This is a genomic window from Pseudogracilibacillus sp. SO10305 (assembly GCF_037072005.1).
GTDB classification, from domain to species: Bacteria; Bacillota; Bacilli; order Bacillales; family Amphibacillaceae; genus Pseudogracilibacillus; species Pseudogracilibacillus intestinigallinarum.
This window is the reverse complement of sequence record NZ_JAXHDE010000002.1, coordinates 44,420-58,640: the sequence shown is the minus strand read 5'-3', so window position 1 is coordinate 58,640 and position 14,221 is coordinate 44,420. Positions and strand designations below refer to the sequence as shown.

Genomic DNA, 14,221 nt, shown 5'->3' with positions numbered 1-14,221 from the left:
AACCCTCCTGTTCATCGTGATCAGCACCACAATGGACAGGCGGTTTTCATTAGTCTAACTCCAGGTGTTCGCGGAGTTGTGTAGAAACTTCATTTAATTCTTCATCATTCATAATATAGTACCAAACGCCATTAATCATCTGGCCTTCTCCACGTTCGAAGTATAATTGCTGAACGTCTTTCACTGCGCCACGGTAATTCTTCTGAATATCTACCATATCATCGAAATCTAAATTCGTACGCACGTTAGCACTGATAGAATCAAAGATATCTTTATAGTTCATAATACTACTGACAGATGCACCTTCTTTCATCACTGCCTGTACAATTTGTTTCTGACGATCTTGACGACCGAAGTCTCCACGTGGATCTTGTTTACGCATACGGACATAAGCCAGAGCATCTTCACCGTTTAAATGGATATTACCTTCGCTGAAACCATCAAATGCGATAGAGTTATTTACATCGACACCACCGACCGCATCTACTATCTCTTTAAAGCTTTCCATATTTACTTGGACTGCATAGTCTAAAGGAATGTTCATTAAATTCTCTGCTGAATCTAGTGCCATCTTAACGCCACCGAATGCATATGCGTGGTTTAACTTATCTTCATTTCCTTGTCCGACTATCTCTGTTAATGTATCCCGTGGAATACTTACCATCATTGAGGAGTCTTTCTTCGGGTTTAAAGTCATTACGATCATTGTATCCGAACGACCACCGTCTCCTTCACGAGCATCTACCCCTAATAGTAAAATACTAAAAGGATCTTGATTGCCGAATGCAATCTCGGAATCTCGCATATCAGATTTAGGACGTTCAGGGATAATCTCGTGAATATCTGATGCCGTACGCTTTATGTCGATATAAACTTTAGCAATTAATGCTCCGATTGCTAATACAAAAATTCCAATAATTAATAGAAGCCATTTTTTCCATGTCATACCTTTTTTCTTTGCTCTTTTTTGTTTTCTACCATTTATCATAGTTGAGTGTTTCTCCCTTCAAGAGTATATAAAAATATTTAGTGTTTTTGATAAGACTTTGATAAATCGATAATTTGTATAAAAAAATAATAGATACTACTAATTTATTATATTATAAAATATATCTTCAAGAATAGCTATTATTATTGAAGTTATAATGAAGTTGAAAATTTAAAAATTAAAATGTTATCATGATTCTATAGATTGCTATCACAAGATAATAAGGCTTATAATTATAATTGGGTTGATAGAAATGGAGGAATTTGCATGAAACGAGTAAAAAAAGCTATTATTCCTGCTGCAGGTTTAGGGACTAGATTTTTACCAGCGACTAAAGCAATGCCGAAAGAAATGCTACCAATTGTCGATAAACCTACAATTCAATATATTGTAGAAGAAGCAATTGCAGCTGGAATTGAAGATATAATAATAGTTACAGGTAAAACAAAACGCGCAATAGAGGATCACTTTGATTCGAATTTTGAATTAGAGAAGTCACTTGAAGAATCGGGGAAGATTGAATTATTAAGAAAAGTACGTGAGGCTGAAATTGATATTCACTATATTAGACAACATGAACCAAAAGGTTTGGGGCATGCTATTTGGTGTGCGAGGAAATTTATCGGTGATGAGCCTTTTGCCATATTACTTGGTGACGATATAGTCGTGGCTGAAACCCCTGGTTTAAAACAATTGATTGATCGTTATAATGAAACAGGGGCATCCGTTGTCGGAGTGCAAAAAGTAGACGAAAATGAAACGGATAGATATGGTATAGTTGATCCCTCTGAAAAAAATGGCCGATTATACAAAGTTAATCAATTTGTGGAGAAGCCTAAAATTGGTTCTGCACCTTCAAATTTAGCAATTATGGGAAGATATGTCTTAACATCGGAAATTTTTAAACATTTAGAAAAACATCAAATTGGTTCAGGAGGAGAAATTCAATTAACGGATGCGATTCAAATGTTAAATGAAGAAGAGCCAGTATATGCATATGATTTTGAAGGAAAACGCTATGATGTTGGAGAGAAATTAGGCTTTATTCGGACTACAATTGAATTTGCAATTAATAATGAAGAATTTGGCGATGAAGTAAAGGAAATGTTAAAAGATATTGTTACAAAACTATAAGGGGTATGGGTAAATTGAAAATCACAGTCGCTGGTACTGGTTATGTTGGGCTTTCAAATGCTGTTCTTCTAGCACAACACAATGAAGTAATCGCATTAGATATAATTGAAGAAAAGATTGATTTAATTAATAATAAAAAATCACCGATTGTTGATCCTGAAATTGAGGATTTTTTGCAAACAAAGAATTTAAATTTAACAGCTACAACTGACGTAGAAGAAGCGTTAAAAGATGCGGAATATGTTATTATTTCTACACCGACGAACTACGATCCAGAACAAGATTACTTTGATACGAGTTCGGTTGAAACAGTTATAGGAAATGTTTTAAAATATAATCCTAATGCAACAATGGTTATTAAATCAACCATTCCTGTAGGATATATAAAAGCAATTAACGAGAAGTTCAATACGAACAATATCATTTTTTCTCCTGAATTTTTACGTGAAGGACGAGCATTATATGATAACTTATATCCATCACGTATTATTGTAGGAGAGAAATCAGAACGTGCAGAGGTTTTTGCAAATCTTTTAGCTCAAGGAGCCGAAAAGAAAGACATTCCTATTCTGTTTACGGATTCGACAGAAGCGGAAGCAATTAAATTATTTGCGAATACCTATCTAGCAATGCGTGTATCATTCTTTAATGAATTGGATACTTATGCAGAATTAAAAGGATTAGATACACAGCAAATTGTGGAAGGTATAGGGCACGATTCACGTATTGGGGATCATTATAATAATCCTTCATTCGGATATGGAGGATATTGTTTACCAAAGGACACGAAACAGCTACTTGCAAACTTTAAAGATGTTCCAAATAATATAATTCAAGCAATTGTCGATGCGAATGATACTCGAAAAAAGCACATTGCAGATCAAATCATTTCACGTAAACCTGAAACAGTCGGAATCTATCGTTTAACGATGAAAACGGGTTCTGACAACTTTAGACAGTCTGCAATTCAAGATGTCATTCATCACATTAAGAACGAGGGAATTGAAGTAATTGTCTATGAACCTGTTCTTGAGGAAGAATTATTTGATGGATTAAAAGTAGTAAATGATTTTGAAACATTTAAATCTATTGCAGATGTTATCGTAGCAAATCGACTTGACGATGCATTGACGTCCGTGAAAGATAAAGTATATACACGGGATGTTTTTAGTAGGGATTAAATATATGAGTAGATTATTGGGCAAATAACATCCAATAATCTACTCTTTTTGTTAAGCATTTTATAAAAGTATCTGTCTTATGGTGTTGAAAATTTTATGAAGACTTGACGGTTACACCCTAAAGAATGGGGCGAATTACTGGAGGACCAGCTATAAGTGCAGGAATATTAGATCGGAATATGCACCGGGTTGAAATAATTCATTTGAATGAGAACAGTTACCGGATGAAACATAGAGAAACTATATTTGAACAAAAAAGTGTTCCAAATTAATTAACGAAACTGTAACATATTACTTGACGGTTACACGGTCACAAGCTTCTAAACAAATTGATGAAAATTAAGGCTTTACACGTGGTGTATCTTATTATGGAGGGGAAAATAAATGAACCAACAAAACTACAATGAAATGAAAACGCTTAAAATACCAGGAGTGCCAGAGTCTTATGAAGCTTTATTTATGAATCGATCATTCAAAGATAAGGAGTATGGTGAATTATTAAGAATCTTACTAGATCATGAAGAAAGCATCCAAAAAAGTAATAAGTTAGGTAGGTTATTGAAGCAGGCAGCATTTCCGGAAGAAGCATCGATCGAAAATATTCTTTATGACGCAGACAGAAAATTGAATAATTGAATAAGGATTTACTAATGAAATTATCAACCGGTAACTAAATTCAAGAAGGACGTGACATCGCATTTAAAGGTGTTTCTGGTGCATGGAAGATATGGTTAGCAATTACAATCGTGTCGACAATTTTATCTCGTGAAACATACTCGGTTACCCGACTTCTTAGAGGTATTTAAAATCGCTAGGCATCAAGCAGATGGAAGTTATACGAAGCTAATGAAAAAGTTAATTAAAGGGCATGTTTTAATTCTTGGTGAATGGCTATTGTTTGAATTAACAAAAGATGAAGCAACACTCATACTTGAAATTATCAATGCACGTCATACTGCGAAGAAATCGAATATATTATGTTTGCAATTAGATATTCAGGAATGGTACGAAAAACTAGGTGATGATACATTGGCAGAGGTTATTTTGGACCGCATCATTCACAATTCATAAGGTATTTTTTAGACGGCTCTTTCCCTATGAGGGAAAAATTTGGGATTAAAGAAACACAATAAACCGAAATAAGGCACAGTTTTCAAACGAAATTTGTACCATTTGAATACATTGTAACACCGCTGCATGTATTGGTACATTTATATGCAAAGAGTGGTAAAAAACATCCACAATACGCTATTTATAGGAAGAAACTATATACTTATAACAAAAAAGAATTTGCAACTATAATTATAAACTATTATACTATCTATAAGTAACCGCTTACAGTGTATTGAAATGTTTCGTAGGGGAGTTATCGAACAATGAAAAATAAGTAGATTCTTTTGGATTGAATTTTCAGAAGTTTCAAACTTTAATTACCTTGTACTATTTTTAAAACATGATATCAAAATAAGTAAGGAGGATATAAATATGAATGACGATATAGTAAGAGAAAAAAATTGGGTACCGTTTCGAAAGGCAGGTCCTTATATTTTTGTATCTGGCATAGTTGGGACTAAAAGTGATGGAACAATTAGTACTGACCCAGTAGAACAAGTAGAAGATGCATATGCTAATTTGGCTCAAGTTTTAGATCAAGCGGGTGCAAAAATGGAGGATCTTGTCATGTTGACTCAATGGTATGCGGACAGAATTTATATTCCTGAAGCACTACGTTTACGTCACGAATCATTCACCATGCCTTTCCCTGCAAGTATGGGCATTTGTTCAGAGCTCTCGCATCGATTATATATGATAGAGTTAGAAGGAATAGCCTACTTAAAATAATAAGTTGAATTTTCGGAATAGTTAAAATTTATTGGAGGTGTATTAAAGTGAAAAAAAATGAATATTTGGTTATGCCCAATGTAAAGAGTGGGAATTGGGTGCCATTTAAGGAAGAGGATTCACTTGTTTTTTTATCTAGTCAAACCGGAAATACGGATAGTTATAGTGATGATGCTAAAATTCAAATTCAACAAACATTTGATAATTTCGATGTTGCACTAAAAGAGGCAGGGGTTAAACGAGAAGAGGTAGTACAAGTTACATTACGAGTTTCTGATCGTTACTATTTAAAAGAGGTAGTTCGTTTGAAGAATGAATTTTTCAAAGAGCCCTTTCCAGCAACTATTTGTTTAATTCAAGAGTTCGGACATCCTAATCATATTGTAAACCTAAGTGGAGTTGCATATAAAGGGTGAAATTAGTTGTTTATAGGATATAAACGAGATCTAAAACTAGTAGATTAATACATAAAATAGTAAGGAGGAATATAAGATGAGCTCTAAAGAAGAAACATTACCTAAACTTCCAGATATTGTAGGAAGAACCAATTGGTTGCCATTCAGACAAGCTGGTCCATTTATTTTCATTTCAGGTATTTGTGGTACAAAAGAAGATGGTTCAGCTTATAGTGATCCAAAGGAGCAATTAGCAGCAGCATACCGAAATTTTGATGCAGTATTAGAAGAAGCTGGAGCTAAACGTGAAGATGTTGTTATGTTTAATCAATATATAGGCGATCGAATGTATGCACCTGAATGTTTACGTTTAAGAAATAAGTTTTTTGAATCGTCATTTCCTGCAACAAATGATGTTGTAGTAAAACTTGGTCATCCTTCACATTTTGTAGAGTTACAAGGAGTAGCTCACCTTAAGGGCTAGACTCTCTAATAAATGCTAGTCAATCAGTACTTTTTAATTAAGTTTTATTAACGAATCTTTTGAGAAATGTAAGTTAATACATTTCTCAGAAGATTCGTATAGGATATGTCAGAAACACTCTGCTTTAATTTTATGAAATTATAGAATGGGTATATCATGGCATATTTTATTTATAAGATGGATTATTGTTATTAATCTTTTATATGTTAGGTCTGGATAAGTAAAACCCTATGTATACATTAAATTCAGAGTGAGTAGTTAAAGGGGGAACTGGTATGAGTGAAAATCTTGGAAAGACAACAAAAATGACATGGAAGGAAAGGATGAATAATATTGGTCCTACTGCATTTGTTGCCGCAGCTGGAATAGGGCCAGGATCAGTGGCAACCCTTAGTGTAATTGGGGCTTCCTATAAATATGCTCTTTTGTGGATGTTAGTTTTCTTTTTCTTTTTTTGGATAGCTCAAAGTGACATGGTTGCAAGGCTATCTTTAGGAGGAGGAAAGACACTCCAGGAAGCAATACGTGAAGATATAGCAAATCCGGTTTTACGAAATATTACAATATGGCTGATAGTTATTTCAGTTTTTATTACATGTATTATATATGTCTACGGGAGTATTATGGGTGTTGGTATGGGATTAAGTTTCTTTTTCCCGAATTTACAAATCGGACATATGGCTGCCATTTCAGGAATAGTAGCTATACCAATCATTTTAGCAGGTAATTTTAGAGCAATTGAAAATTTATTAAAGTATTTAATCTTAGGGTTTACATTGAGTTTTTTAATCACAATATTATTAACTAGTCCAAATATAGGTGAAGTATTAAAAGGAGCATTTATCCCTTCTGTTCCGACAGGGGCTGGTCCTCATATGTTGTCATTAACAGGTACAACGATGATTACTGGTTATCTCTTCTTTGTACAGAGTACAGCACTTAGAGAAAGATGGTCAGGACCTAAGGATCTTTATAAAGCTCGAAATGATATTTATATTATGGCTCCGATTATGATAGGAGTATCTGCAATGATTATGATTACTGCAGCAGCGACCTTATATGGTAAGGAGGTAGATGTCACTTCTGCGACAGTACTCGGGGAACAACTTGTTCCTTTATATGGAAATAAGGCTAAAATAGCTTTTGCAATTGGACTTTTTTCAGCTGGTTTCTCGTCTGTAATCGCAGCAGGTATGGGGCCAGGTGTTGTTATTCCAAGCATTTTAGGGCTTGATCCAGGTCTGAAAACAACACCATTTAGGGTATTGGTCGTAATCAACATATTAGCTGCTTCCATTATGGCCTTTCTAGGGACACGTCCGGTTGTTTTAGTAATGGCATCCCAGGCTTTAGGAGCATTGTTTTTACCTATAGCAGCATTTGTATTATTAATGTTAGCAAATAACAAAAAACTTATGGGTAAATACACCAACTCGTTACTAATCAATATTGTCGGTATTCTAGCAGTGTTATTCTCACTTATCATGTCATTTACTTCAATTGGTCCGATGATTTCAAGTATATTTCAATAGAATTTAAATATTTTAGGTTAGGATGAAATATTAAATGAATTTTTAACACTTTGGAGTATTTAATTTATAATCACTGTCTCAATAGGATAGTAAAGTCATTTAGATATAAAAGAAAGAGTGGCATTCATAGTTGACCTGTCTCTCTTTTAGTAGTTGATTTATACCAGGTTTTGTGTGGAGGGAATAGAATGAGTAAAGAGATATTTATGGAAAGAAATATAGTTGTAGGAAAAACAGATAGAGAATACTTAACGGCAGATTACTACAGTCCTGTTGAAGGAAAAGATTTACCTATATTATTGCTAATTCATGGTGGAGGATTTGAGTCTGGATCGAAAGAAAAGTATAATGAGTGGGGACCTTATTTAGCAAAAGAAGGCTATGCTGCTTTATCGATAAACTATCGATTAGCGACACCTAATGATGCATCCTGGCCAGGTGTAGTTGACGATGTTCAATCAGCTATAAATTGGTTGGTAAGTAACGCAAATGAATTAGGAATAGAACCCCTTAAAATGGCCATCATTGGAGATTCAGCAGGGGCTCATATAGGAGCGCTTTATATACTTCAGCATCCTGTTAATGCTAGTTTTAAAATACGGGCAAGTATAGGTATATATGGTGTGTATGATTTATTAGGGGATGATCTACGAGAAAATGAGGAGTTTAAGAAGCTTGCAGAAAAACTTATTGGGTCAACAATGATAGACAATCCAGAGAAGTATAGGTTAGCATCTCCTAATTACTATATTGAAGAGGCAGTCATTAATCCTGTTTTTAACCCTAGCTTTCTTCTAATATGGGGTGAAACAGATAAGTTAGTCCCACCTAGCCAATCTAAGCAGTTTGCAAAAAACCTCGAGGCATTTGGTTTAGAGGTAGAAACCCTTTCAATTCCAGATAAAGGACATTTATGGTTTAATATAACTGCTAATTTAGAAGGCGGCAGTATCAATGATTATCCTAACACAATTGTCGCTCCAAAAATCCTTGAATTTCTTAAAAAGAATCTAACGATTGAACAAGTAGGTAATAACTCTGAAGCACTTATTAAAAACATTAGTAAATACAGATAAGTTGAGAATAGTATGAGTGAAGATGATGTTGAATTGAGATAAACAGAAGAAATTGGCTTTAATTCTATCACATAAAGGATTAAAGCCGTTTGTATTATTCTTTTTTATTACTTAAAATCAACTGTAAATGGAGAAATGGATAATGAAACGTTGGAACAATATAATAAGAGTTGGAATGTCAACCCTAAACTGAACAATTCTTTTAAGGTTATTTTGTATTTAATAACTTGTATTCGGCAAGCGTTAAATAATTTAATGAATCTATGAATCCGAATTTTGTTGAACCAATGAACATAATCAAAAAGTTCAAGCTCAAGTGCTTGTTGGCAAGGGAAATTGGTACCATTGACAAACTCTATTTTAATAGTCTTAAACATTGCTTCGGCGAAGGCATTGTCGTAGATTGAGCCTTTTCACTTAAAGATTGTTCAATCCTGAAAACTTCCGGTGCTTCGTCAATGAAATAATTCTTACACTCATTACCACGATCCTTGTGAAATATTTCAAGTCGATTTAGTTTGTATTAGACAGAAGGAAAAGCACAGTGAGCTAATGCTACAGTCTTATTAGGACCAGCACTATAGCCGATGATTTCACAGTTGTATAAGTCTATCAAAATGCAGATGTAATAACATTTCTTATCAACACGCACATTGGTTAAATTACTGACAACAACCTTTAATGCATGTTCCTGATCAAATTCACGATTCAATACTTTTTCAACTTCAGATTCATTATAGATTGATTTTGTTGGTTTAAATTTGGCTACAGTGTATTTAGACACAAAACCTTGTTCTTTCATGATTCGGACAATATGACGGCGAAACACGGTCCAGTCAGGTTTTGCAAGTTCCTTTTTGACTTTTCTTTGACCATAGATATTACGGCACTTTTTTGAAGATGTCCACAATTAAAATTGTTAATTTTCCATCGTTATTTTTACGATTTTTGGATTCATATTAATACGTACTTCTTTGAATTTGCAGGACACCACACATAGATGATATCGAGTATTTATGACTGTTATTTCTGATTACATCTACTTTCGTCCCATTATCAGCGCGGTGGCTTGCTTTGAAATATCATTCTCCATCGCTAGTTACTTATTTTCCTTGTGTAATTTAAGTAAATCTTCTTGTTCAAGTGTTCGATTTCCATTCTCTTCAAACGACCCAGAATCCTTATGCCGGCGCACCCATTTATCAACGGCAGATGGTGTCAGTTCGTATTCTTAAATAATTTCGTTCCAGGGTTTTCCGGTGGCATAAAGCTTAACAACTTGTTTTTTAAATTCCTTAGTAAATGTTCTTCTTTTTCTTTTAGTCATAATTGATTCTCCTCTGTTTTCTGTTGAATCAAGTTTATATGACCTTAATGAAACTGTCTAATTAAGTGTAACCTATCATTTTATTCTATTAGAAAATCAAAGACAGATAAAGTCTATACGTATGATTTAAAACAAAATATGGCAATACATTCTTGGTCTTTGTATAACTGTATTAACATTGAATTTAATATTGACAATAAAACTTTCATAAAACATTCTGGTTCTTGGTTTGAAGTTGATAATAATTATGTTGAAAAAGTAAATAAATTCATTTCAAATATACCAAACAGCGAGGTAGTGTTACCTCCTTTTTTAGAAGAGTATACTACTCAAGAGTGCTATAATAAAATAGTCGCCGAGATTGGCGAAGATATAGTATGTATGGACAGGAAATTTGTTTATATCGAAAATAGTAAGTTCGAATTTTGTGACTTGTTGTCAAAGGATAAATATATTATACATGTAAAGCCTTGGACAAGGTCTGCAACTATTAGTCATTTGTTTTCACAAGGTAGAGTAAGTGCGGATATCGTGTTTAGTGATGAATCAATTACTCAACAAATTAACGATAGTATTAAAGAAGCAGGTGGTATGGAGGCGTATTTTATTAACCAAAATGATAATAACCTACAGTACAAGATTGTTTTTGCGATTATATATGAATGGAATAAAACGATGGCTGAGAGATTACCGTTTTTCTCAAAGTAAAATTTTATGCATAATGTTTTCTTATTACAAAGCAGAAAATTTAAAGTGGAAAAATTACACATACCTAAATTAATAAAAAATATTACACCAGATAGCAAAGTAGTATAAAGGAACCGGAATAGGTTTAAATATTTTGAGGTTAGGTAAAAACAATGTATGTTTGATTGATGTGAATTGTTATTTGAAATAATTAATCAGTATATATTATTAAATTATATAAGTTGAAGTTAACAGAGGTCAAATATTAAAAGTTGAGCTCTGTTAATAAAATTTATGCATGATAAAGTTATTTTTGGTTATTAATTAGTGTTCTTTTAAAAATTTATCATTTTAGATATTATTCGGTAATTCGACCTATATATGGTATAATATATGTTTATTATGTGTAATATTTTAGGAGGATGTGGCGTGGGTTTTAGAACGTTATATGAAACTTGGGTAAACTTTCCAAACTTAGATGGAACATTAAAAGAAGACTTACTAAATATACAAGATGAAAAAGAAATGGAAGAGCGTTTTTATAAAAATTTGGAATTTGGAACAGCTGGTATGCGAGGATTGCTCGGTGCAGGAACAAATCGAATGAATATATATATGGTGCGTAAAGCGGCATTAGGTTTAGGACGATATATAGAGTCAAAAGGCGATGAGGCGAAAAGTCGTGGTGTCGTTATTGCGTATGATAGTCGTCATATGTCACCAGAATTTGCAACGGAAACAGCAAAAACAATTGGTAATTTAGGGATTAAAGTATATTTATTTGAAAGTTTGCGTACGACACCGGAACTATCGTTTGCAGTTCGTTATTTACATGCCTTTAGTGGTGTCGTTATTACAGCGAGCCATAATCCGTCAGCTTACAACGGTTTTAAAGTGTATGGAGAAGATGGAGCACAAATTGCATCAGAAGCAGCAGACGCAATTGTAGCAAATGTGGATGCAATTGAGAATCCTTTAACGATCAAGGTGACAGACGAACATTCGTTAGTGGAACAAGGTCTATTAACGATGATTGGCGAAAAGGTGGACAAGGCTTATTTAACGAATCTACAAAATCTTGTAGTAAACCCAGCGTTAGTAGAGGAAATGTCTCGTGAACTATCCATCGTTTATACCCCTTTACATGGAACGGGAAATCGTCCAGTGCAGGAAGCACTTAAAATGGCAGGTTTTTTAAACGTATCTGTTGTGGAGAATCAAGCGCAACCCGATGGAGATTTTCCTACGGTAGATTATCCAAATCCTGAAGAAGCTTCAGCATTTGCGCTTGCAATGGAAGAAGGGGAAAAGCAAAATGCGGACGTGTTATTAGCGACAGATCCAGATGCAGACCGTGTCGGAGTAGCAGTGCTCGTTGAAGGAACTTATAAATTATTAACTGGAAACCAAATTGGGGCAATTTTATTACATTATTTAATTACGGAGAAAAAAGCACAAGGGACATTAGAAGATAATGCGGCAGTGTTAAAAACAATTGTAACCTCTGAATTAGGTAGCGATATTGCGAAGGCACACGATGTAAAAACAATTGATGTATTAACAGGATTTAAATATATTGCAGAAAAAATGAAAGGTTTTGAAGAGACGAAAGAACATACCTTCTTATTCGGATATGAGGAAAGCTATGGTTATTTAATTGGAGACTTTGTTCGTGATAAGGATGCTGTTCAAACTTGTTTATTAATTGCGGAAGTAGCAGCCTTTTATAAAAAACAAGGCAAAAATTTATATGACGGTTTACAACATATTTTTGAAACATATGGGTATTATGTGGAACATTTACAATCGATTACATTGGAAGGAAAAGATGGTACAGCACAAATTCAGGCAATCTTAGAAGATTTCCGAAATAACCCTCCAATTAAATTAGCCGATACCAACGTAAACGTGCGTGAAGACTATGCAATACAACAGCGTTTTGTTGTAGCGAATGGTGCAGTAGAGGAAATTAAGTTGCCCAAATCGAATGTGTTAAAATATATATTAGATAATGGTGCATGGGTCTGTATCCGCCCATCTGGAACAGAGCCGAAAATTAAGTTTTATTATGGGGTGAAAGAAGCGTCATTAGAGGAAAGTCATGCACTTATTCGAAAATTACAAAGTTCGATTGAGAAACGTTTAGTTACTTTTTCCAATTAAAAGATAGCATTTGTGGATTATTTACTAGGAAAATAGTAGTATATAACTATCATTTTATTTTCATTTAAGGAGTTAACAATGGCATATTTAAATTTTTCATATGAGCATGTGTTACGTTTTGTTTCGCAAAAAGACATAAATAGTTATGAGCCACTTGTCCGTCATTATCATGATTTAATTCATTCAAGAAATGGAATTGGAAATGATTTTCTCGGTTGGTTAGATGTTCCAGCAGATGAGGTGGAATTAACACGCATGAAAGCTGTCGCTGAACGAGTAAAAAAGGATTCGGACGTATTACTCGTTATCGGTGTTGGCGGTTCATATTTAGGAGCGCATGCGGCAATTGAAATGTTAGGTGATACATTCGGTTATTTAGGGCGTAAAAAAGCGGATATACCAGAAATTATTTTTACCGGTCATCATATTAGTGCAACATATAACAAGGAATTGTTACGTGCTTTAAAAGATGTGGATGTATCTATTAATGTCATTTCAAAAAGTGGCACGACGACTGAACCGGGCATTGCGTTTCGAATTTTCCGTGCGTTTTTAGAAGAAAAATACGGTGAAGAAGAGGCAGCAAGACGTATTTATGTTACTACAGATAAGTCTGAAGGTGCGTTAAAAACGTTAGCTGATGAAAAAGGCTATGAAACATTTGTTATTCCTGATGATATCGGTGGGAGATATTCTGTGCTGACACCTGTCGGATTATTGCCGATGGCTGTAAGTGGGATTGATATTGATGCAGCAATCGCAGGAGCAAGGCAAGCGGCGGAAGATTTAGCTACACCGACAGTACAACATAATATTGCCTATCAATATGCCGTCATTCGACATCTTTTATACGAGAAAAATTTTACAACAGAAATTTTATCAAACTATGATCCGAAACTACGGTACTTTTCCGATTGGTGGATACAATTATTCGGAGAAAGTGAAGGAAAAGATGGGAAAGGTATTTTCCCTGCGGTTGCTAATTTTCCAACAGATTTGCATTCATTAGGACAGTATATCCAGGACGGTAGGCGCCAATTGTTTCAAACGATTTTGCGTGTGGATGAAGAGGCTGAAACGGTAGTCGTGGAACGTGATGAAGCAAACTTAGATGGATTAAATTATTTAGTTGGCAAATCGCTGAATGCAATAAACCGTGTAGCTAGTGATGCTGCATTGAAGGCGCATGTCGATGGCGGTGTGCCGAATATGGTGGTAGATTTACCGCGTCTTGATGCCTATACATTTGGCTATATCGTTTACTTTTTCAAAAAAGCTTGTGCGATGAGTGGTTATTTATTGGAGGTAAATCCGTTTGATCAGCCTGGTGTGGAAGCATATAAGACGAATATGTTTGAAATGCTCGGAAAGCCCGGGTATGTTAGTAAAAGTAAACTACGATAACTATAATG

At 34.4% G+C, this 14,221-nt stretch carries 12 protein-coding genes and 3 pseudogenes; 13 read left to right on the top strand and 2 right to left on the bottom strand.

The annotated features are described in order from the left end of the window. Positions 1-49: 49 nt before the first annotated feature. Entirely contained in the window at positions 50-988 is a 939-nt protein-coding gene (locus tag SPD45_RS02930) for an LCP family glycopolymer transferase (RefSeq protein WP_336266134.1), read from the bottom strand. Positions 989-1,255: 267 nt separating this feature from the next. Here SPD45_RS02930 and galU point away from each other — a divergent pair, with 267 nt between their 5' ends. The 10 genes and pseudogenes from galU to SPD45_RS02885 all read left to right on the top strand — a co-directional run bounded on the left by galU (position 1,256) and on the right by SPD45_RS02885 (position 8,632). Further along, on the top strand, positions 1,256-2,122 hold the full coding sequence (gene galU, locus SPD45_RS02925; protein ID WP_336266133.1) for a UTP--glucose-1-phosphate uridylyltransferase GalU: 867 nt from the start codon (positions 1,256-1,258) through the stop codon (positions 2,120-2,122). 14 nt (positions 2,123-2,136) lie between these two features. Next, positions 2,137-3,303: a nucleotide sugar dehydrogenase gene (locus tag SPD45_RS02920; RefSeq protein WP_336266132.1), complete on the top strand. Its 1,167-nt coding sequence runs from the start codon at positions 2,137-2,139 to the stop codon at positions 3,301-3,303. A gap of 117 nt (positions 3,304-3,420) precedes the next feature. Next, a pseudogene (locus SPD45_RS14385) lies at positions 3,421-3,575 on the top strand (ATP-binding protein); the annotation flags it as partial. A gap of 112 nt (positions 3,576-3,687) precedes the next feature. Next, on the top strand, positions 3,688-3,939 hold the full coding sequence (locus tag SPD45_RS02915; RefSeq protein ID WP_336266131.1) for a hypothetical protein: 252 nt from the start codon (positions 3,688-3,690) through the stop codon (positions 3,937-3,939). Positions 3,940-4,056: 117 nt separating this feature from the next. Next, positions 4,057-4,374: pseudogene (locus tag SPD45_RS02910) on the top strand (ATP-binding protein); the annotation flags it as partial. 414 nt (positions 4,375-4,788) lie between these two features. Further along, positions 4,789-5,145, top strand: a complete 357-nt coding sequence (locus SPD45_RS02905) for a RidA family protein (RefSeq protein WP_336266130.1) — start codon at positions 4,789-4,791, stop codon at positions 5,143-5,145. Positions 5,146-5,192: 47 nt separating this feature from the next. Further along, positions 5,193-5,561, top strand: a complete 369-nt coding sequence (locus SPD45_RS02900; protein WP_336266129.1) for a Rid family hydrolase — start codon at positions 5,193-5,195, stop codon at positions 5,559-5,561. A 76-nt stretch (positions 5,562-5,637) separates the two neighbouring features. Further along, positions 5,638-6,024 carry a Rid family hydrolase gene (locus SPD45_RS02895; RefSeq protein ID WP_336266128.1) on the top strand — a complete coding sequence of 129 codons (387 nt, stop codon included), beginning with the start codon at positions 5,638-5,640 and terminating at the stop codon, positions 6,022-6,024. Positions 6,025-6,299: 275 nt separating this feature from the next. After that, entirely contained in the window at positions 6,300-7,556 is a 1,257-nt protein-coding gene (locus tag SPD45_RS02890) for an NRAMP family divalent metal transporter (RefSeq protein ID WP_336266127.1), read from the top strand. Positions 7,557-7,744: 188 nt separating this feature from the next. Continuing rightward, positions 7,745-8,632: an alpha/beta hydrolase gene (locus tag SPD45_RS02885; RefSeq protein WP_336266126.1), complete on the top strand. Its 888-nt coding sequence runs from the start codon at positions 7,745-7,747 to the stop codon at positions 8,630-8,632. Positions 8,633-8,840: 208 nt separating this feature from the next. Here the strand turns inward: SPD45_RS02885 and SPD45_RS02880 are convergent. Then, positions 8,841-9,959: pseudogene (locus tag SPD45_RS02880) on the bottom strand (IS3 family transposase). Between the two features lie 60 nt (positions 9,960-10,019). On the opposite strand from SPD45_RS02880, the gene SPD45_RS02875 reads away from it, so the two are divergent. The 3 genes from SPD45_RS02875 (at position 10,020) to SPD45_RS02865 (ending at position 14,213) form a co-directional block, all read left to right on the top strand. Next, positions 10,020-10,667 (top strand): DUF6119 family protein, encoded by a 648-nt coding sequence (locus SPD45_RS02875; protein ID WP_336266384.1) that lies wholly within the window; start codon positions 10,020-10,022, stop codon positions 10,665-10,667. Between the two features lie 408 nt (positions 10,668-11,075). Then, positions 11,076-12,809, top strand: a complete 1,734-nt coding sequence (locus tag SPD45_RS02870; protein WP_336266125.1) for a phospho-sugar mutase — start codon at positions 11,076-11,078, stop codon at positions 12,807-12,809. A 78-nt stretch (positions 12,810-12,887) separates the two neighbouring features. Then, on the top strand, positions 12,888-14,213 hold the full coding sequence (locus SPD45_RS02865; protein WP_336266123.1) for a glucose-6-phosphate isomerase: 1,326 nt from the start codon (positions 12,888-12,890) through the stop codon (positions 14,211-14,213). Positions 14,214-14,221 lie beyond the last annotated feature (8 nt).

What these genes read in the sequence shown, in the direction of transcription:
- SPD45_RS02890 (WP_336266127.1), top strand. Translation starts at nt 6,300, where the DNA reads ATGAGTGAAAATCTTGGAAAGACAACAAAAATGACATGGAAGGAAAGG.
- SPD45_RS02895 (WP_336266128.1), top strand. Translation starts at nt 5,638, where the DNA reads ATGAGCTCTAAAGAAGAAACATTACCTAAACTTCCAGATATTGTAGGA.
- SPD45_RS02905 (WP_336266130.1), top strand. Translation starts at nt 4,789, where the DNA reads ATGAATGACGATATAGTAAGAGAAAAAAATTGGGTACCGTTTCGAAAG.
- SPD45_RS02865 (WP_336266123.1), top strand. Translation starts at nt 12,888, where the DNA reads ATGGCATATTTAAATTTTTCATATGAGCATGTGTTACGTTTTGTTTCG.
- SPD45_RS02915 (WP_336266131.1), top strand. Translation starts at nt 3,688, where the DNA reads ATGAACCAACAAAACTACAATGAAATGAAAACGCTTAAAATACCAGGA.
- SPD45_RS02930 (WP_336266134.1), bottom strand. Translation starts at nt 988, where the DNA reads ATGATAAATGGTAGAAAACAAAAAAGAGCAAAGAAAAAAGGTATGACA.
- galU (WP_336266133.1), top strand. Translation starts at nt 1,256, where the DNA reads ATGAAACGAGTAAAAAAAGCTATTATTCCTGCTGCAGGTTTAGGGACT.
- SPD45_RS02885 (WP_336266126.1), top strand. Translation starts at nt 7,745, where the DNA reads ATGAGTAAAGAGATATTTATGGAAAGAAATATAGTTGTAGGAAAAACA.